Source organism: Arthrobacter sp. LT660 (assembly GCF_056172845.1).
The window spans coordinates 1,746,318-1,764,393 of record NZ_CM149651.1; the positions used below are offsets into that span (position 1 = coordinate 1,746,318).

Genomic DNA, 18,076 nt, shown 5'->3' on the forward strand with positions numbered 1-18,076 from the left:
AAGACTGGCACTCCCCCATGCAGAACTCTCCCCGCATCCTGAAGGCCCTGGCCATCACCGCCATCGCCGGACTGTCCCTGACCGCCTGCGGCGGCGGCAACGAGGAACCGGCCGCGGCCGGTTCGGACTCCGGCATCGCGCTGGTCAACACCGGCAAGCTGACCGTGTGCTCCGACATCCCCTACGAGCCGTTCGAGTTCGTCAGGGACGGCGAGAACGTCGGCTTCGACATGGACATCGCCGCCGAGATCGCCAAGGACCTGGAGGTCGACCTCAACGTCGTCGACTCCTCCTTCGACTCCATCGAGTCCGGCCTCTTCGCGACCCAGTGCGACGCCGCCATCTCCTCCATCTCCATCACCGAGGAGCGCAAGGGGAACATGGACTTCTCCGAGCCCTACATGGACGACGACCTGACGCTGGTCGCCAAGGACGGCTCCGGAATCACCGACGTCGAGTCCGCCAAGGGCAAGCGCGTCGGAGTGCAGCAGGCCACCACCGGCGCCAAGTACGCGCAGGAGCAGGGTCTGGAGGCCGTGCAGTTCGAGGACACCGGCCTGCAGGTGCAGGCGCTGAAGTCCGGCCAGATCGACGCGGCCGTCGGAAACCAGTCCGTCCTGGGCTACGCCATCAAGGACGACGCCGAGTACAAGCGCGTCGCGGACTTCGCCACCGGCGAGCAGCTGGGCGTCGGCGTGAAGAAGGGCAACACCGCGCTGCTTGAGTCCATCAACGGCACGCTCAAGCGCCTCACGGACGACGGCACCATGGAGGAGTTCTCCGCCACCTGGTTCGGCGAAACCGAGTAGTCGCCCGCGGCGGCCGGCGCACCCCGTCCGGCCGCCGCACCCATGCCCGGGCCGTTCTCTCGGCACCAGTCTTATGCCCGGCGCCGGCGATCGATTCCCTGCCCGGCAACCCTAATGGAAGGCATTTCCCATGGCCCTGACCGTCCGCCAACGATCACGGATCAGCCAAATCGTCCAGCTCGCCATCCTCGTCGTCGTCGTCGTGGTGTTGGTGCTCAAGCTGGATTGGGAGGTGATGAGCCGCTCCTTCTTCAACTTCGGCGCCCTCGGCCCGATGTTCCCGGACCTGATCGTGATCGGTCTGAAGAACACGATCTTCTACACCGTCATCTCCTTCGCGCTCGGTCTGAGCCTGGGCCTGCTGCTGGCCCTGATGAAGATGTCCAGCTTCCTCCCCTACCGCTGGCTCGCCACCGCCTACATCGAATTCTTCCGCGGCGTCCCCGCGATCCTGGTGCTCATCGCGTTCGGCTTCGGCATCCCCAGCGCGTTCCCCGGAACCATCTGGCCCCAGCCCGTCGTGGTGATGACGGCCCTCGGCATGGTGGCCTCCGCCTACATAGCCGAGACCCTCCGCGCCGGCCTGCAGGCCGTGCCGAAGGGACAGATGGAGGCCGCGCGTTCGCTGGGCATGCCCGCCTGGCGCGCGATGGTCACGATCATCATCCCGCAGGCGTTCAAGATCGTCCTGCCGCCGCTGACGAACGAGGTCATCCTGTTGACCAAGGACTCGTCCCTGGCGTTCATCCTGGGCGCCACGGCCAGCCAGTACGAACTCACCAAGTTCGGGCGCGACGGCATCACCAGCCTCGGTGCCGGCATCACGCCGCTGATCGTGGCCGGAGCCCTGTACCTCGTCATCACCGTTCCGCTGAGCCTGCTGGCTCGCAAGTTCGAAGCCCGCACCGCGCGGACCAAGCGATAGGCACCGTAGACATGAACGAAACGGCCAACACCGAGTCCATGCCCGATTTCAAGGCCGCCGGCGTCAGCGTCGTGGGCCTGCGCAAGTCCTACGGCTCCAACGAGGTGCTCAAGGGCATCGACCTCGAGGTCGCCCCCGGCGAGGTGGTGTGCCTGATCGGGCCCTCCGGCTCCGGCAAGTCCACCCTCCTGCGCTGCGTGAACCTCCTGGAGCAGCCCAACGGCGGCACCATCCACGTGGCCGGATTCGAGGCCACCGATCCGGACATCGAGCTGGACAAGATGCGCCGCAACGTCGGCATGGTGTTCCAGCAGTTCAACCTGTTCCCGCACCTGACCGTGCTGCAGAACTGCACCGTGGCCCAGACCAAGGTCCTCCGGCGCCCCGTCGCCGATGCGCAGCGGACCGCCCTGAAGCACCTCCAAAACGTCGGCCTCGGCGACTTCTCCGACCGCTACCCGGACCAGCTCTCCGGCGGCCAGCAGCAGCGCGTCGCGATCGCCCGCGCGCTGTCCATGGACCCGCAGCTGATGCTCTTCGACGAGCCCACCTCGGCCCTGGACCCGGAGACGGTCGGCGAGGTGCTCTCGATCATGCGCCAGATGGCCAAGGCCGGCATGACGATGCTGGTGGTCACCCACGAAATGGCGTTCGCCCGGGAGGTCGCGGACCGCGTCGTGTTCATGGACGGCGGCGTCGTCGTCGAGGAGGGCACGGCACGGGAAGTCATCGGCAACCCGCAACAGCCGCGCACCCAGGACTTCCTCAAGCGCGTCCTGGACCCGACGCACATCGACGTCAGGGAGTAGTTCCGCCCGGCGGCGGGGTCTCCTATGAAACGGCGTCCCGCGTCGCAGCCCGGGCCGCGTCGGTCGCCGCCGCGGCCAGCCGTTCGTGGAGGACGCGGATGTCCGAGCGGTCGATCCGCACGTCGATGATCCGGCGCGGCCGCCGCGCCCGCGTCCCATCGCCGCGATCCAGCGCCAGCAGCAGCTCGGAGCGGCTCGACACCCGGACGTAGTCCGTGCCGTAGGCCGCCGCGAGGTTCACGAGTTCCACGTCGTGCGGGGTCCCGAACAGCCGTTCCACGGCGTCGCCGTAGCGCCCCGACTCCGCGACGTGTCCATGCTCGAGCAGCGAGAAGATCGCTCCCCCGGCGTCGTTGAGCACCACGATGTCCAGCTCGGGCTCGGGTTCGCCGCGGCCGATCAGCAGGCCGCCGGCGTCGTGCAGGAACGTGACGTCGCCCAGCAGGACCGTGGTCCGCAGCCCGGTCCCCAGCGCTACCCCCGACGCCGTGGCGAGCGTGCCGTCGATGCCCGCGAGCCCCCGGTTGGCGAACACCCGAGCGCCGGGAACGGCGGCCGGGTCCGCCAGGAGATCGGCGTCCCGCACGGGATTGGACGAACCCAGCACCAGTGCGCCAGCGGCGTGCGCCCAGACCTCCCGCGCCAGTTCCGGACCGGTCAGGGGGCCGTCCCGCAGCACGTCCTCCATGGCCTGCATGGCGGCGGCGGCGGCATCGATCCACAGCTGCAGCCAGCCGTCGGCGCCCCGGCCGGCAAACACCTCGAGATCCGCCGGATCCTCGATGATCCGCTCCTCGCGGCGCCCGGGCTCGAACCAGGACACGGGCTCGGGCACGTACAGCGCGGCCGGGACCTCCGGGTCCGCGAGCAGCCGGGCGACCGGTCGACTGAGCGTGGGCCGCCCGAAGACGACGACGCGTTCCACGAGCGGTCCCAGCACGGGAAGCAACAGCCGGTAGGGTCCGATCGCGTGGGCGCCGAACCGCGCGTTCGAGCTCGGTTCGGCGAGCAGCGGCAGTCCGTGCCGGCGGGCGAAGTCCTCGGCGGCCGGCCCCGCGCCGTGCCCGGCGACCACCACGGTGCGGCGCAGGACGGCACCGTCCACGGGTGCCGTCGGCATGCGGTCCGCCGCCTCGGGTCCCCGGAACGACGACGGCGGGGCGTCGCCGGCGGGTGGGACCACACCGTCGTTCGCGGCGGTCGGCAGCCGGTCGGCGGGACCGGGCACCAGCGGATCGCGGAAGGCGACGTTGAGGTGCACGGGGCCGCGCGAGGTGTCGTGGATGGCGATGCCCGCGGGTAGCGGGAGGTTCACCGAGGCCGCCGAGCCGCGTTCGTCCGGGCTCGCGAATCCGCCCTCGCCCGTCACGTGGGAGGAGATGCCCTCGGCCGCCAGCAGGACGCGGCGCACGTCGTCCGCCGGATCGGCTCCGGCCTCGATCTCGGCGGCGGCAAGCACATGCCCGGCGAAGAGCCCTGGCTGAATGGTGGTCTGGTTGGCGCCGGTTCCGCGCAGCTCGGCCGGACGGTCCGCGGTCACGACGACGAGCGGGACACCTGCGTGGTGGGCCTCCATCACGGCGGGCAGGAGCTCGCCCGCGGCGGTGCCGGACGTGGTCAGGACGGCCACGGGCCGTTCCGTGGCCAGGGACAGGCCGAGCGCCGTGAACGCGGCGTCGCGCTCGTCGATGCGAACATGCAGCGTCAGCCGGCCGGACGCCTCGGCCTCCGCCGCCGCGTAGGCCAGCGGTGCGCTGCGCGAACCGGGACTGACCACCAGGTGCCGCGCACCGGCGTCGTGCAGGGCGTCCAGCACGCGGCGCGCGGTTTCGATCGAGGTGAGTACGGGACCGCCGGCCGGGGCCGGGAAGCTAGCAGTGCTCATGGAATCCATCCTAGGCTCCGCCCGTCCCCGGCCCCGTGCGGTGGGTGCTTAGCGCCCGCCGCGTCCCTTTCCGCGGTTGCCGCTGGTCGAGAACACCTGGACGACCGAGGGCCGCGGCGCGTACGCCTCGCCCTTCTTCTCCCGGCCCCTCGCGGACACGTAGTCCGGGAACAGCGAGGTCGGCTCGGCGAACGTTCCGCCGTCCCCCGGGTGCTGCACGGCCACGAACACCGAGTCCTCGCGGTCGTGGATCACTGGCCCGCAGGTCTCCGCGCCTGCCGGTACGGCAAGGAACTGCTCCACGCGGCCGCGCTCGGCGCCCGTCAGCGTGACCTTGTGCAGCGCGTCGCAGTAGCCGATGGTTCCCGGCTGGCCGTCGGTAGAGATCCAGAGGTTGCCCTTGGAGTCGAACGCGAGGTTGTCCGGGCAGGAGATTGGGGAGACCTTGTCCGCCGGGTAGCCAGCGAAGTAGGTGGACGTGTCGTTCGCGGGGTCGCCGGCAACCAACAGGATGTTCCAGCCGAAGGTCAGCGCCGCGGCGTCGTTACCGGCCTCGGTCAACTCGATCACGTGCCCGGTGCGGTTGCGCGTCCGCGGGTTGGCCTCGTCCGCGCCGGCCTTGCCGTCCGTGCCGCGCCGGGTGTTGTTGGTCAGCGCGATGTAGAGCTTACCCGTGGCCGGATTCGGCTCGACGTCCTCGGGGCGGTCCATCTTCGTTGCGCCCACCTTGTCGCCGGCCAGGCGAGTGTAGACGAGGACTTCCTCAACGGTCATGCCGTCGACCTTCGACTCGCCGTCGACGACGAGCGGCAGCCACTCGCCGGAGCCGTCGAAGGCGCCGTCGGACGGGACCGCTCCCGTGCCGTCGATCTCGGCGGCCGGGGAATCGCCGGAGAACCGCGCGACGTACAGGTCGCCATCCGACAGCAGCGTCATGTTGTGTCGGCGGTTGCCCTCCTGGTACTTGTCCCTGGAGACGAACTTGTAGACGTAGTCGAACCGCTCGTCGTCGCCGGAGTAGGCCACGACGCGGCCGTCCGCAGCGATGCCGACGGTTGCCCCCTCGTGCTTGAAGCGCCCCAGCGCCGTGTGCTTGACCGGCGTGGAGTCTGGGTTCTGCGGGTCGATCTCCACGATCCAGCCGAAGCGGTTGATCTCGTTCTCATACCCGGTGTTGGCGCCGGAGAACCGCGGATCGATCTCCTCCCAGCCGCGCTCGGTCGGGTCCGCGGAAACGCCGTAGCGCGCGTCGGTGGCGGAACCTGTCCCCCGGAAGTACTGGTTGAAGTTCTCCTCGCCGGACAGGACGGTGCCCCACGGGGTGGTGCCGCCGGCGCAGTTGTTCAGGGTTCCCAGGACCACCGTGCCGGTCGGGTCCGCGGCCGTCTTCAACAGGTCGGAGCCCGCGGCGGGTCCGTCGACGGCGAACGGCGTGGTCGCGGTGATGCGCCGGTTGCGCACGGCGCCGCGGACGTACTCCCACTTCTGCCCGGCCCGCTTGCGCTTGACCTCCACCACGGAGAAGCCGTGGGCGGCCAGCGCGATCCGGCGGGCCTCGTTGATGTTCGCGTCGTACCAGGCCTGGTCGAACATGATCTCTTCGTTGGTGTACTCGTGGTTGGCCACCAGCACCCCGGACTTGCCGCCGCCGTCGGCGATGACGTTCAGGTAGTCGTTGTTGTAGCCGAACTGGCCCGTCTGGGCCGCCGCGGACTGGTTGTCGATGTCGAAGTCCGGCGCGCCGGCGAAGAGCGGATCGCCCCAGCGGATGATCGGCGCCCAGTCGTAGCCTTGCGGCACGGTCATGGTGTCGACGGTCCGCTCGACCGGGGCGATGGCGGTGAAGGACAGCTTGCCGCCGCCCTGGCCGTAGCCGCCGAAGTCGGCCCGCGCGCGCGGCGCGGAGGCGATGTCCGTTCCCAGCACGACTGCGGCTGCGGCCACGCCCGACATGCCCAGCAGGGCGCGGCGGGACAGCGCCGAATCGGCGACGTCGCGGAAGTACTGGTTCCCCGAGGTGTTGCACACGTCCTTGGCGCACGCGTTGCCGCACTTGAAGTGGCAGGTGGCGGCGGAACGGTTTCCGCGGGTATGGCCCAGCATGGGCAGGAACTTGCGGGTGGCGGTCATGGTGGTGGTCCTCCAATTGTTCGGGCGTTTCCCGTGGGAACCCTTTCACCCCCAGTCGACGCGCGGTCTGCCACCGGGTGAACGGGGCGCTACGCGGATGTCACCAGAAGTTCACCGCAACGCCGTAGCCTCTCGAGCCACCACGCCCGGCGCTCCGGCGGCGCGGCGTGTCGCCGCAGCAGCTCCGGATCCGCCGCCACCGGACGGAGGTCCAGCGCACCGCCGCGCGCCTCGTAGCGCTCCGTGGACACGTCCTCGGCGAAAAGCGACACGGTGCCGAGGCCGCACGCATACGGAAGGTCAGGCAGGGCCGCGGCCAGCGCTGCGCCGGCCCGCGTTCCGATCGAGGAATCCAGCGCGGAACTGACGACGGCGGGCAGTCCGGCCTCGGCGACGATGTCCAGTGCCCGGCGGATCCCACCGAGTGGCGGCGCCTTCACCACGATGAGGTCCGCCGCGTCGGCTCGGGCCACGGCGAGCGGATCGGACTCCTTGCGGACCGATTCGTCGGCGGCGATCGGGATGCCCCAGCCGCGGCGGATCACCTCGAGCCGCAACCGGCGCAGGCCGTCGATGCCCGCAACGGGCTGCTCCGCGTATTCCAGTCCATAGGGCAGGAGCTCCTCCAGCGCGGCCAGCGCGTCCGTGTGGTTCCACCCCGCGTTGGCGTCGATGCGCAGCGCCGCGTGCGGCAGGAGGCGGCGCACCTCGGCGACCCGTGCGACGTCGTCGGCCAGCGACTGCCCGCGCTCGGCGACCTTGATCTTGACCGTGTGCGCCGCGTCGAAGGCCACGAGCACCTCTCCGACGCCGGACGCCGCGACGGCGGGCACGGTCGCGTTCACGGGCACGCGGTCGCGCACGGGCGGCGGGAAGCCCACCCAACCCGCCTCGACGGCGCACGCCAACCAGGAGGCGGCTTCGGCGTCGTCGTACTCCGTGAAAGGCGAGAACTCCGCCCAGCCCTCCGGACCGTCCAGCAGCAGGATCTCGCGCCGGACCACGCCCCGGAAGCGGACGCGCAGCGGCAGCGAGACGACGTGCGCCCGCGCCAGCAGCTCCCCGACGTCGGGCGTAACGATGCGGTGTTGACCGTGCGCGCTCATGGGGCAACTGTATATACACCGGTGGTCACGCGCCCCAGCGTTTTCCCATGCGGCTGTGGCACGCTGGTGCGAATGAACGACACCAGAGTGCTCACCGCCGTCGGCAGGGGTTCCCACCGGGCGGCACGGAGTCCCGCGCTGTGGATCCTCGGGATGCTCTGCATCGCCGCCGCGTTCGGCGCCGCCTACTGGGCCTTCGTACTCACCGCGACGGGACAACAGGCGGACGACAACGCGTTGCGGGGCGCCATCGGCTACCTGAAGGCGGACGCCGCCCGCCGCCCGGCGCTGGCGTTCCTCGGCGAGCTGCCCGCCGTCTCGGGCGGGATCGGCGTGGTGGTCCTCGCCGCCGCCGCCGTGGTCCGCCGCAACGTGTTCGCCCCGGTCGTGGCGGCGCTGGCCTTCGGCGCGGCCGTGCTCAGTTCCCAGGTCCTGAAACACCTCGTTTTGGACCGCCCCGACAAGAACATCTCCGAGGCGACCGTCAATTCCTTCCCCTCCGGGCACACCACGTTCGCCGCGGCGTCGATGGTGGCCGTGTTCCTGGTCACGACGCCGCGCTGGCGCCCGTTCGTGGCGGCGTGCGGCGGCCTGTACGCGGCTCTCGCCGGCGGCGCGACGTTCGTCCTGGGCTGGCACCGGCCGGCCGACATCCTGGCCGCGTACCTGCTGGCCGTGTTCTGGGGACTGCTGGGCGGCCTGGTCATCCTGCGTGGCCAGCCGGCCTGGAACGTCTGGCGCGGATCCGCCGCGCACTGGGCGTCGGGACGCGTGTGGGTGGTGCTCCTGTGGCTGCCCGGCCTTCTGGGCCTGTCCGGCGCGGGGGCCACCTACTGGTTCGTGGCGCACGCACGCGGGGCGACCGGCACCGAGGGGCTGGGCTGGTTCCTGGTCAGCGGGATCCTCCTGATCTTCGGTTCCGCCTTGTTCCTGTTCGGACTGGCAAGCGTATTCTTCTCGCAGCAGACGCGGCCGGTCCGCCGCCGGGCGCGGGAGTGATATTCGGACCACGCCAACGGAACGGAAAGAGGCGGAACGCATGGACAACCACTCGGAGATCACCGTGCGGCAAAACGACGAACGCGGCCGCTACGAGCTCCTCGAGGCCGACCGGGTGATCGGCAAGGCGCATTGGATCCCGTTCGACGACGGGACGGCGCCGGCGCGGATTTTCTTCCACACGGTGGTAGACGAGGAGTTCGGCGGACGCGGCCTCGCGTCGAAGCTCGCCCGGTTCGCCCTCGACGACACCGTCGCGGCCGGACTGCAGGTGGTTCCCGTGTGCCCCTACATCAAAGCGTATGTGCGGAAGCACCCGGAGCTCCAGGAGCACTCGCTTCCCGTGCGCCCGGAGCACCTCGCCGCCGTCGAACGGGTCGCCGACGAACGGGCCCACAAGCCCGGCGCGTAGCGGCGGCCCCGGCACTCCTGCCCCCGGGCATGGACGAAGATGGGGACATGACTATCCTCAAGTCCGTCCTGTTGTTCGCGCTCGCCGCGACGGCCGAGATCGGCGGCGCATGGCTCATCTGGCAGGCGGTCCGCGAGGACCGTTCGTGGTGGTGGGCCGGATTGGGCGTGATGGCGCTGGGCCTCTACGGCTTCGTGGCGACGCTGCAGCCCGACGCGAACTTCGGACGTATCCTGGCCGCCTACGGGGGCGTCTTCGTGGCCGGTTCGCTGGCCTGGGGCATGGCGTTCGACGGCTTCCGCCCGGACCGCTGGGACCTCGCGGGATCGTTGGTGTGCCTCATCGGGGTCGCGGTCATCATGTTCGCGCCGCGCGGTTCTTCGCCGTCGTAGGTCCGCGCCGCGTCCGTCGGTTCGGACGTCCCTGGGTTCGAACCCAGCGGGTGTCTCGGCGGCCTCACCTACCGCGGCGGCGGCGTCCGCGGAATGAAGTAGCCGAAAACCGCGGATCCGAGGAACGCGAGTGCGGCCACGGCCCAAACTCCGGACGCCAACGACGCGAATCCGGTGACCACCGCCAGCACCACCGGCCCGGTCATGACACCGGCGTCGGACAGAAGCCTCCACAGCCCGAGGAATCGGGGCCGGCCGACCGCCGGGGAGTGGTCGGCCCCGAGCGTCATCACGATGCCCGAGCCGATTCCGTTGCCGAAGCCCAGCAGCATGGCGGCCAGCAGCAGCGTCCACGCCTGGCCGGTGAACGGCAGCACCACCAGCGCGGCGCCCATGATCGCCAGACACGGCACCGCGACCCAGGCACGGCCCCTGCGGTCCATGATCTTGCCGGCCGGGTAGAAGACCAGCATGTCGACGGCGCCGGAAATCCCGTAGACCACGGACGCGGCGGCCGGGTCCAGCCCCAGCTGCTCCGACCACAGCGGAATCACCGCCTGCCGGGTGGACCGAACGGCGGAAATCAGCACGACGCCGATGCCCAGCGTCGCGAGCGTGCGCCAATGGTCGGCGGCGATGGAGCGCATGGTCGGTCTCCGGCGTCGTTGCTTGGACTGTGCGTTCACGTTGGCGCGCGCTACGGCGTCGGCCGCTATTGCTCCGCCTGTTCGGGCACCGCCGGCGGGCACCAGCTCCGGGATGCGGAAACTGACGATCGCCGCGCCCACCATGGCGGCCAGCCCCACCCAGTAGGCGCCCGCCAACCCGAGCCAGACCATCGCGGCCGCGGCCGCGAAGGGCCCGATGAACACCCCGATGCGCATGGTGCCGCCGAGCGTGGACATGGCGCGCGCCCGGTGGCTGATGGGCACGGCCTCCGCCAAATAGCTTTGGCGCGCCAGGTTGAACACCGAGCCGGCCATGCCGATTATCAGGATGCCCGCGCCGAACACCGCCAGGCCCGGCGCGACCAGGGAAAGCGCCATGCCAGTAGTCGCCCACGCCGCGGCCCCGATCATTGCGGAGCGTTCGCCGAAGCGCGAGGTGATCAACGCCGCCGGAACGTTCGTGAGGAGCGAGCCGACGCCGACGAGCGTGATGACCAGGGCCGCCGTGGCGATGCTGGCGCCGTGCCCGCGCGCGCTGAGCGCTATGACGGGGACGACGGCGCCGAGGCCGACGGCGTATAGCAGCGACGGGGCGTAGACCCGAACTCCGATGTCGCGGAGCCGGAACCCGTCGTCGCCCACGGTCAGCGCGACGCGCCCTGAATGCGGCGCCCGGCCGTCTCCTTGATGCGCGTCAGCAGGTGGCGCGACTGAATCGGTCCGTACGGAAGCACCGGGACGGCCTTGGTGTAGTCGTTAACCTGCTCGGCGATTGCTCCCGTGCACGTGAGGATGGCCTGACGCAGCTTGTGGAACTGCATGCGGACGAACTCGAGGTCCACCGGACGCCCGTGCCCGGGCACGATCACCGTGTAGAGCTCGTCGATGGCGATCAGCTTGCCGAGCACCTTCTGCCACTCCAACGGGTACGAGTCCTCGAAGCTCGGCGGCGCTCCCTCCTCGACGATGTCGCCCGCAAAGAGCACGGACCCGGCGGAGACCAACAAGTCGCCGTCCGTGTGGCCCCTACCGAGGTGGAACAGGGTCACCGTGTGGCCGCCCAGGTCGAGGTCCACCGGCTTGTCCCGGACCACGGAATCAGGCACCACGATGCGCGTGTAGGCGCCCTTCCCCTCACCCATTTCGGGTTCCGCGGCCCGAACGAGCATGCGCTGGGACTCGCCGTTGGACGCGATCTCTTCGGCGGTGCGGTGGTGGGCCCAGATCGTCTCGACACCCTGGGCGCGGAAGTAGTCGTTGCCGAAGTAGTGGTCGCCGTGGGCATGGGTATTGACGACGACCAGGGGCAGATCCGTGACGGCGCGAATGGCGTCGTACGTCGGCGCGGCCTCGCGCGGGCCGGCGCCGGGATCGATGACGAGCGCCTTCTCGTCGCCGACGATCAGTCCGGTGTTCATGGTGAATCCGGCGTTGACGAGCACCCACGACTTTTCGCCGATGTATTCCCAGCCGGCGGCCTCGGCCGCCTCCTTGACCTCGGGTGGTGGGATTGCGTTGCTCATGTGGCCCCTTGTTCGCAGATGTCCGGACGGTCGTGCCCACCCATCAAAATACCGGGTGCGGTCGCCGTCCGCACAAACGCCTACCCCGGCGCCGCCTTCTGGGGCCGCGTCGGCGCGTTCCCGCGCGCGGGCTCAGGTGACGCGCACCTCGCCGAAGGGCACCTTGTCGTCGACGAACGCCTGCTCGTAGTGCGTGCCCAGGCCGCGGACGTGCACGCCGTGGTCGCCTTCGGCCACGGATTCCATGAATACGGGTCGCAGTGCATGCGCCGTCGAAGCACCGAGCGTCTCGAGGTACTTTTCGTAGCTCTGAGGAAGGATCTCCATGGGGCAAGGATAGGCCCGCGGCGCCGCGGTGGGGAGTGCGGGGCGGTGACGGCTACCGGAGTCCCGGTCGCCGGGATGCAGGAAGGCCTGGACCGTTGCGCTTGCTACACGGATCATCCCGGTCCTGGCCCGGCTTCGGGCGGTTTGTGGCGGCACGACCGTCCCTACACAGGTGGCGGAAAAACTTCTTCTTCCCATTCGAATCTTTGTTCCCATTTTGTCGGTGGTGGTCGGTAGCGTGGAGTCATGTTCAAGGAACCGCAGTCGAAGCCGGAGCCGGGCCCCCAGCGGGGCGCCGGACCGGGCGCCGGGTCCGGTGCCGAGCGGGGCTCCGTGCGAGGGGCTGAGTCGGACGCCGTGCCGGGTTCGGCGCAAAGTCCGCCGCCCCAGCCGGAGCCCTCGGTTTCGGTGCCACCGGGGCCATCGCCATCGCCTCCGTCGCCCGGCGTGGATTTCCCCGGCGTTGAATCCGCGGGTGCGGGTTCCCCGGCCGACGTCGAGACCGTGGGTGGGCCGGGTGGCTTCGCGGCGGAGCTGGCGGCGGTGGGTGCGGTGGGTGCGGTGGCGGAGTATCTGGCCGGGATGCGGTACGCGGACCTGGTGGCCGAGTCCGCCGCCGATCCCGGCGGTTCCGGCGGCCCTACCGTCCTTTCGCGGGCAGCCGAACGGGGCGGGGGGTCGTATGTTTCGGATGGGACGGTGATCCGTCGGCGGGGGACCGTGGATCGCGGGGATGCGGCGGTGGTGGATCTGATCCGGGGGTTGGAGGTCGTGAAGTCCGCGGTGTGCGCGGCGCAGGCCCGCCTGGCCGCGGGGTTGGATGCCTCGACGCGCTCCGCCCGCGCGGACGCCGGGATCCCGGCGGACAGGCGCGGGGACGGGATCGGGCACCAGATCGGGTTGGCCCGGCGGGAGTCCCCGCACCAGGGCGCCGCGCACCTGGCCCTCGCGAAGGCCCTGGTCTCGGAGATGCCCCACACCCTGGCCGCGTTGGAGACGGGGGCGTTGAGCGAGTGGCGGGCCACGGTGCTGGTGCGCGAGACCGCGTGCCTGTCCGTCCAGGACCGGGCCGCGGCCGACGAACAACTCTGCGCGGACCCGGACCTGCTCGAAGGCGTCGGGGACAAGGCCCTGCGGAACAAGGCCAGGGCCATCGCGGCCGCGGTGGACCCGGCCGCGGTCGTGAAGCGCTCGCGCAAGGCCGAAGGCGAACGCCGCGTCACGTTCCGCCCCGCGCCGGAGACGATGGTCTACGTCACCGCGCTGCTGCCGGTCGCCCAGGGCGTCGCCGTCCGGGCCGCCCTCACGAAGGAGGCGGACCGGCTCCGCGCCACCGGGGATGCCCGCGGGCAGGGCCAGCGGATGGCGGACACCCTCTACGAACGCGCCACCGGCAAGGCCGTCGCCGACGGCATCGACGTCCAGGTCCAGCTCGTCATGACCGACCGGGCCCTGTTCCAGGCCGACGCCGAACCGGCGCACCTGACCGGCTACGGAACCATCCCCGCCCAACATGCCCGCGACCTCATCCGCCTCCACCCCAAGGACACCCCGGACACCCCGGACACCCCGGACACCCCGGACACGGATGATCCTGATGCCGCCGATGCCGTTGGCGCCACCAAAGCCGCGGGAGGCGCCATCCCGGAGGACGGCGAGGCGGTGGCCGGCGACGCGGTCGCCGGAAGCGGATCGGCATGGGAACGCGAACGCGGCCCCGACCCGGCAGCAGCGGCCCGGCCCGGAACGGCGTTCCACCGCCCACCCGACCCCGGGCCGGCCCGCCCACCGGATCCCGGGCAGGGGACGGTCACCTGGTCTCCGGGGAACGACGTCCAACCCGCCCCGCCGCCGCCGGGGTCGCTGGTCTGGCTGCGCCGGCTCTACACCCACCCCACCACCGGGCAGCTGCAGGCGATGGACTCCCGGGCGCGGATCTTCCCCGCCGGGATGCGCCGCATGGTCGCCGCCCGCGACCAGGACTGCTCCAACCCCTGGTGCGACGCCCCCTTCCGCCACCACGACCACATCGTCCCCGCCGCCGCCGGCGGACCCACCACCCTGGAGAACTCCCAGGCGCTCTGCGAAAGATGCAACTACGCCAAGGAAGCCCCCGGCTGGTCAGCGATCCCCGTCCCCGGAGCACGGCACACCGTCCAAATCGCCACGCCCACCGGCCACACCTACACCTCCACCGCACCGGCCCTCCCGGGCACACCGGCCCCGGGACAACCCTCCGGCGAACTCGTCGAATACCGCGGCCAACACCGCAGAACACGACTCCTCCAACACCTCAAACCACGCAAAGCCGCATGAGACGCCTGCCGGATTTACCCCTACAGATCCGCGAGTACCGATCCCGGGTTCTCGATCGCGTCAGCCACGTAGCGAAGGAATCCTCCGGCGGTTCCGCCGTCGCACACCCTGTGGTCGAAGGTCAGGGTCAACTCAGTCACCTTGCGGATTGCCAACTGCCCATCCACTACCCAAGGACGGTCAATGATCCGACCCACCCCGAGAATTGCCGCTTCGGGATAGTTGATGATGGCGGCCGACCCGTCGACCCCGAACACCCCATAGTTATTCAGCGTGAACGTTCCGCTGGTCAGTTCCGCGGGAGTCGCCTTGCCCTCACGCGCGACGCCGGCCAGTCGCTTCAGTTCGGCGTCGAGCTCGCGAGCGCTCAGCCGATCCGCCTGACGGATGCTTGGCACCATCAGGCCGCGGTCGGTTTGCGCCGCAAAGCCCAGATTCACGCCATCGAACGAAACGATTTCCTGGCTACCGTCGGCAGCGGTTTCGACACGCGTATTCAACTCCGGGTACTTGGCGAGCCCCGCAAGGACAAACCGCGCAATGAACGCGAGAAGGCCTGGCGCCCCCGTTGGGTTCGCCTTCTTCAGCGCCCCCCGCATCTCAACCAGCGCGGTGGCATCCACATCGACCCACACCGTGGCCTCGGGAATTTCCGCGCGGGAACGCGTCATGGCCTGTGCGATCGACTTCCGGACACCCTTGACAGGGATACGCGACATTCCAAGGCCCGAGCGGGCATCGAGATCCCCCGACTGCTTCGTCGGCGGAGCGGCATCGGTGGGTGGCGCAGTATCCGTGGCAGTACCGATGGCTGACTCCACATCGTGGCGGAGGACGAGCCCGCGCGGACCCGAACCAGCGATGCGGGCCACATCAATGCCGTGTTCCCGGGCCAACTTGCGCACCAGCGGCGAAACAACCAACGGAGCCGTCATCGTCTGCGCGGCCTCAGTATTCGCGATCGCAGCCGGGGCGGCGACCTTCGGACGACGCGTACGCCCCGTGGCACCGCTCCCGCCGGGGGTCCCGTAACCGATAAGTACATTGCCGGACCCCGACTCCTCCTTGGGCGAAGCCTCCGCGGGAGCCGCCGGCTCGGCGGCCGGCGCAGTGGTCCCGGCGCGTTCCTCCTCGCGGTACGCCTCCCCCGCCCCATCGGAAATGGAAACCAGCGGCTTGCCGACGTCCATGGTGTCCCCCGCGGACCCGAAGAGCTCGCTCACGACCCCCGCGAAAGGGCTCGGAACCTCGACCATCGACTTCGCGGTTTCGACCTCCACGATCGGCTGGTCGACGGCAACGGTCTGCCCGACCTCCACCAGCCACGAGACAATCTCGGCCTCGGTCAGGCCCTCGCCGAGGTCGGGGAGCAGAAAGGTTTTGACGGGCATGGTCAGTTCTCCCACTGCAGGTCGTCGACGGCGTCGAGGATCCGGTCGACGCTCGGAAGGAAAAAGTGCTCGAGCTTGGGGGCGGGGAACGGGACATCGAAGCCCGTGACCCGCAGGACCGGCGCCGCGAGCGAGTGGAAGCAGCGCTCCTGCACCCTGGCCACGATCTCGCTGGCCACCGAGGCGAATCCCGGCGTCTCGGCGATCACTACGGCGCGGCCCGTCTTGCGCACGGACGCGCAGACGGTCTCGTCGTCGAACGGCACGATGCTGCGCACGTCGATGACCTCGAGCGAGCGCCCTTCCTCGGCTGCGGCCGCCGCGGCAGCGAGCGCCGTGGGGACCGACGGCCCATAGGCGATCAGCGTCGCGTCCGTCCCGGTGCGGGCGACGGCGGCGCGGCCCTCGGTGCGTGCGGTGCCGGCGTTGTATTCCTCGCGCAGCGCTGGCAGGTCCAACAGCTCCTTGGACCAGTACAGCTTTTTCGGCTCCATGAACAGCACGGGGTCGTCGGAGTCGATGGCTTCGCGGAGCATGCGGTAGGCGTCCACGACCGTGGCCGGCGCGAACACCTTGAGCCCGGGCGTGTGCGCATAGTAGCTCTCGGACGAGTCGCAGTGGTGCTCGACGCCGCCGATACCGCCGGCGTACGGGACGCGAATGACCATGGGCATCTTGACGGCGCCGCGCGTTCGGTTGTGCATCTTGGCCACGTGCGAAAAGATCTGCTCGAGCGCAGGGTAGGCGAAGGCGTCGAACTGCATTTCGACAACCGGACGCATGCCATTCATGGCCATGCCGATCGCCATGCCGACAATGCCGGACTCGGCCAGCGGAGTGTCGAAGCAGCGCTGCTCGCCGAACCGCTCGGTCAGGCCGTCGGTGATGCGGAAGACGCCACCGAGCGTGCCGATGTCCTCCCCGAAGAGCACGACGCCGGAGTCGGCCTCCAGCGCGTCGGCGAGCGCCGTGTTGAGCGCCTTGCCGAACGTGACGGTCGCCGGACCCTCGGCGGCTTCCGCGCCGCGGGCCGCGGCGCGCGCGGTGGCCGCGCTGACGTTGCCGTTGGCCAGGGAGGATGTGGTGACGTTCGCGCTCACTTGGCGTTCCCCTCTCGGGAGAGCTCATCGGCCAGCCGGGCGGACTGCTCGGTCAGCTGCGGGGTGGGGTTGCTGAAGACATAGCGGAACAGGTCCAGCGGGTCGACTTCGACTTCCTCGTTCAGCCCGTTGCGCAGGGCGGTCGCCACGTCCTCGGCGGCCGCCGCGATGCGCTCCGATTCGGCGTCGTCCAGCAGGCCACGGTCGGCGAGGTAGGCCTGCATGCGGGAGACCGGGTCCTTGGCCATCCAGGCCTGGACCTCCGCGTCCTGCCGGTACCGCGTGGCGTCGTCGGCGTTGGTGTGTGCCTGCATCCGGTAGGTGTGCGCCTCCACCAGGAGGGGCCCCGAACCCGCGCGGGCGAGCCGCACGGCCCGCCTGAGCACGGCCAGGAGCGCGACCAGGTCGTTGCCGTCCACGCGCTCCCCCGCCATGCCATAACCGACGGCCTTATGCGCCAGCGAGGGTGCGACGGACTGGTGTGCCAGCGGAACGGAGATCGCGTATTGGTTGTTCTGGACGAAGAACACCACCGGGAGGTTGAACACGGCCGCGAAGTTCAGGGCCTCGTGGAAATCGCCCTCGCTGGTCGCGCCGTCGCCGCACATGGCCAGCACCACGGTGTCCTCGCCACGGAGCTTCGCTGCGTGCGCGACGCCTACGGCGTGAAGCAACTGTGTGGTCAGCGGGGTGCACTGAATGCCCACCTTGTACTTGGTGGGGTCGTATCCACCGTGCCAGTCGCCACGGAAGAGGGTCATGGTCTCGACGGGGTCCACGCCCTTGGTCATGACGGCCACGGAGTCGCGGTAGGTCGGGAACATCCAGTCGCCCTCGGCCAAGCAGAGCGCGGCCGCCACCTGGCAGGCCTCCTGGCCGTGGCTCGAGGGGTAGACGGCCATCCGGCCCTGGCGGACGAGGGCCGAATTCTGGTCGTTGACCCGGCGTCCGACGACGAGCCGTTCGTAGGCTCGGACAAGCTCCTCGTCCGACGGCACCGGGTATTCGTGCCCCGGCGCGGTTCCCTGATCCTCCGTCGCGCGGAGGCGGCCGGCCTCGTCCACGATTTGGATCTGTCCGCGGGCCGGAAGGAGGTAGTCCTCGACCGAGATGCCGAAGTTTCGGCAGGCCTCGTCGAGGGCGGATCCGTGCGCGTGGCCGGCATGGTGCGCGGCACGCGCCTGGACCGCCTGCGCCGGCGCTTCGCCGACCTGGTCCGGATGGCTCATGGTGCTCCCCTGTTCTCGGTGGCGGCGGGCCTCGGCGATCCGAGTGACCCGAACC

General features: G+C 70.2%; 16 protein-coding genes. 7 read left to right on the plus strand and 9 right to left on the minus strand.

The features are described from left to right. Nucleotides 1-17: 17 nt before the first annotated feature. The 3 genes from AC0QSG_RS08085 (at nt 18) to AC0QSG_RS08095 (ending at nt 2,543) form a co-directional block, all read left to right on the plus strand. On the plus strand, nt 18-809 hold the full coding sequence (locus AC0QSG_RS08085) for an ABC transporter substrate-binding protein (protein WP_475377226.1): 792 nt from the start codon (nt 18-20) through the stop codon (nt 807-809). Between the two features lie 130 nt (nt 810-939). Further along, entirely contained in the window at nt 940-1,734 is a 795-nt protein-coding gene (locus AC0QSG_RS08090) for an amino acid ABC transporter permease (protein ID WP_475377227.1), read from the plus strand. An 11-nt stretch (nt 1,735-1,745) separates the two neighbouring features. Beyond that, complete coding sequence (locus AC0QSG_RS08095; protein WP_475377228.1) at nt 1,746-2,543, plus strand: amino acid ABC transporter ATP-binding protein; 798 nt, start codon at nt 1,746-1,748, stop codon at nt 2,541-2,543. A gap of 22 nt (nt 2,544-2,565) precedes the next feature. Here the strand turns inward: AC0QSG_RS08095 and menD are convergent, their stop codons facing one another. The 3 genes from menD to AC0QSG_RS08110 all read right to left on the minus strand — a co-directional run bounded on the left by menD (nt 2,566) and on the right by AC0QSG_RS08110 (nt 7,664). Further along, on the minus strand, nt 2,566-4,428 hold the full coding sequence (gene menD / locus AC0QSG_RS08100; protein WP_475377229.1) for a 2-succinyl-5-enolpyruvyl-6-hydroxy-3-cyclohexene-1-carboxylate synthase: 1,863 nt from the start codon (nt 4,426-4,428) through the stop codon (nt 2,566-2,568). 48 nt (nt 4,429-4,476) lie between these two features. Further along, a complete protein-coding gene (locus tag AC0QSG_RS08105; RefSeq protein WP_475377230.1) occupies nt 4,477-6,558 on the minus strand; it encodes a PhoX family protein in 2,082 nt (693 codons plus the stop codon). Nucleotides 6,559-6,647: 89 nt separating this feature from the next. Then, nucleotides 6,648-7,664 (minus strand): o-succinylbenzoate synthase, encoded by a 1,017-nt coding sequence (locus AC0QSG_RS08110; protein WP_475377231.1) that lies wholly within the window; start codon nt 7,662-7,664, stop codon nt 6,648-6,650. Between the two features lie 72 nt (nt 7,665-7,736). Between AC0QSG_RS08110 and AC0QSG_RS08115 the strand changes: the two genes are divergently transcribed. From AC0QSG_RS08115 to AC0QSG_RS08125, 3 genes are read left to right on the plus strand one after another with little or no spacing between them, the layout of a single operon-like run. Continuing rightward, complete coding sequence (locus AC0QSG_RS08115) at nt 7,737-8,663, plus strand: phosphatase PAP2 family protein (RefSeq protein WP_475377232.1); 927 nt, start codon at nt 7,737-7,739, stop codon at nt 8,661-8,663. Between the two features lie 40 nt (nt 8,664-8,703). Further along, entirely contained in the window at nt 8,704-9,075 is a 372-nt protein-coding gene (locus tag AC0QSG_RS08120; protein ID WP_475377233.1) for a GNAT family N-acetyltransferase, read from the plus strand. Between the two features lie 47 nt (nt 9,076-9,122). Continuing rightward, nucleotides 9,123-9,467 (plus strand): YnfA family protein, encoded by a 345-nt coding sequence (locus AC0QSG_RS08125; RefSeq protein WP_475377234.1) that lies wholly within the window; start codon nt 9,123-9,125, stop codon nt 9,465-9,467. A gap of 68 nt (nt 9,468-9,535) precedes the next feature. Here AC0QSG_RS08125 and AC0QSG_RS08130 read toward each other — a convergent pair whose 3' ends face one another. The 3 genes from AC0QSG_RS08130 to AC0QSG_RS08140 all read right to left on the minus strand — a co-directional run bounded on the left by AC0QSG_RS08130 (nt 9,536) and on the right by AC0QSG_RS08140 (nt 11,985). Then, nucleotides 9,536-10,777, minus strand: a complete 1,242-nt coding sequence (locus tag AC0QSG_RS08130) for an MFS transporter (RefSeq protein ID WP_475377235.1) — start codon at nt 10,775-10,777, stop codon at nt 9,536-9,538. Nucleotides 10,778-10,779: 2 nt separating this feature from the next. After that, complete coding sequence (locus tag AC0QSG_RS08135) at nt 10,780-11,658, minus strand: MBL fold metallo-hydrolase (protein WP_475377236.1); 879 nt, start codon at nt 11,656-11,658, stop codon at nt 10,780-10,782. 132 nt (nt 11,659-11,790) lie between these two features. Then, complete coding sequence (locus AC0QSG_RS08140) at nt 11,791-11,985, minus strand: hypothetical protein (RefSeq protein ID WP_475377237.1); 195 nt, start codon at nt 11,983-11,985, stop codon at nt 11,791-11,793. Between the two features lie 447 nt (nt 11,986-12,432). On the opposite strand from AC0QSG_RS08140, the gene AC0QSG_RS08145 reads away from it, so the two are divergent. Further along, nucleotides 12,433-14,301 carry an HNH endonuclease gene (locus AC0QSG_RS08145; RefSeq protein WP_475377238.1) on the plus strand — a complete coding sequence of 623 codons (1,869 nt, stop codon included), beginning with the start codon at nt 12,433-12,435 and terminating at the stop codon, nt 14,299-14,301. Between the two features lie 20 nt (nt 14,302-14,321). Here the strand turns inward: AC0QSG_RS08145 and AC0QSG_RS08150 are convergent, their stop codons facing one another. From AC0QSG_RS08150 to pdhA, 3 genes are read right to left on the minus strand one after another with little or no spacing between them, the layout of a single operon-like run. After that, nucleotides 14,322-15,692 carry a dihydrolipoamide acetyltransferase family protein gene (locus AC0QSG_RS08150; protein ID WP_475377239.1) on the minus strand — a complete coding sequence of 457 codons (1,371 nt, stop codon included), beginning with the start codon at nt 15,690-15,692 and terminating at the stop codon, nt 14,322-14,324. Between the two features lie 2 nt (nt 15,693-15,694). Next, nucleotides 15,695-16,792 carry an alpha-ketoacid dehydrogenase subunit beta gene (locus AC0QSG_RS08155; protein ID WP_475377240.1) on the minus strand — a complete coding sequence of 366 codons (1,098 nt, stop codon included), beginning with the start codon at nt 16,790-16,792 and terminating at the stop codon, nt 15,695-15,697. Continuing rightward, nucleotides 16,789-18,021, minus strand: coding sequence for a pyruvate dehydrogenase (acetyl-transferring) E1 component subunit alpha (gene pdhA / locus AC0QSG_RS08160; protein ID WP_475377241.1), 1,233 nt, complete (start codon nt 18,019-18,021; stop codon nt 16,789-16,791). The genes AC0QSG_RS08155 and pdhA overlap by 4 nt, the downstream gene beginning before the upstream one ends. Nucleotides 18,022-18,076: the final 55 nt, after the last annotated feature.

Coding starts and splice junctions, on each gene's coding strand:
- AC0QSG_RS08085 (WP_475377226.1), top strand. CDS start 18: ATGCAGAACTCTCCCCGCATCCTGAAGGCCCTGGCCATCACCGCCATC.
- menD (WP_475377229.1), bottom strand. CDS start 4,428: ATGAGCACTGCTAGCTTCCCGGCCCCGGCCGGCGGTCCCGTACTCACC.
- AC0QSG_RS08095 (WP_475377228.1), top strand. CDS start 1,746: ATGAACGAAACGGCCAACACCGAGTCCATGCCCGATTTCAAGGCCGCC.
- AC0QSG_RS08140 (WP_475377237.1), bottom strand. CDS start 11,985: ATGGAGATCCTTCCTCAGAGCTACGAAAAGTACCTCGAGACGCTCGGT.
- AC0QSG_RS08120 (WP_475377233.1), top strand. CDS start 8,704: ATGGACAACCACTCGGAGATCACCGTGCGGCAAAACGACGAACGCGGC.
- AC0QSG_RS08150 (WP_475377239.1), bottom strand. CDS start 15,692: ATGCCCGTCAAAACCTTTCTGCTCCCCGACCTCGGCGAGGGCCTGACC.
- AC0QSG_RS08105 (WP_475377230.1), bottom strand. CDS start 6,558: ATGACCGCCACCCGCAAGTTCCTGCCCATGCTGGGCCATACCCGCGGA.
- AC0QSG_RS08135 (WP_475377236.1), bottom strand. CDS start 11,658: ATGAGCAACGCAATCCCACCACCCGAGGTCAAGGAGGCGGCCGAGGCC.
- AC0QSG_RS08115 (WP_475377232.1), top strand. CDS start 7,737: ATGAACGACACCAGAGTGCTCACCGCCGTCGGCAGGGGTTCCCACCGG.
- AC0QSG_RS08125 (WP_475377234.1), top strand. CDS start 9,123: ATGACTATCCTCAAGTCCGTCCTGTTGTTCGCGCTCGCCGCGACGGCC.
- AC0QSG_RS08110 (WP_475377231.1), bottom strand. CDS start 7,664: ATGAGCGCGCACGGTCAACACCGCATCGTTACGCCCGACGTCGGGGAG.
- AC0QSG_RS08090 (WP_475377227.1), top strand. CDS start 940: ATGGCCCTGACCGTCCGCCAACGATCACGGATCAGCCAAATCGTCCAG.
- pdhA (WP_475377241.1), bottom strand. CDS start 18,021: ATGAGCCATCCGGACCAGGTCGGCGAAGCGCCGGCGCAGGCGGTCCAG.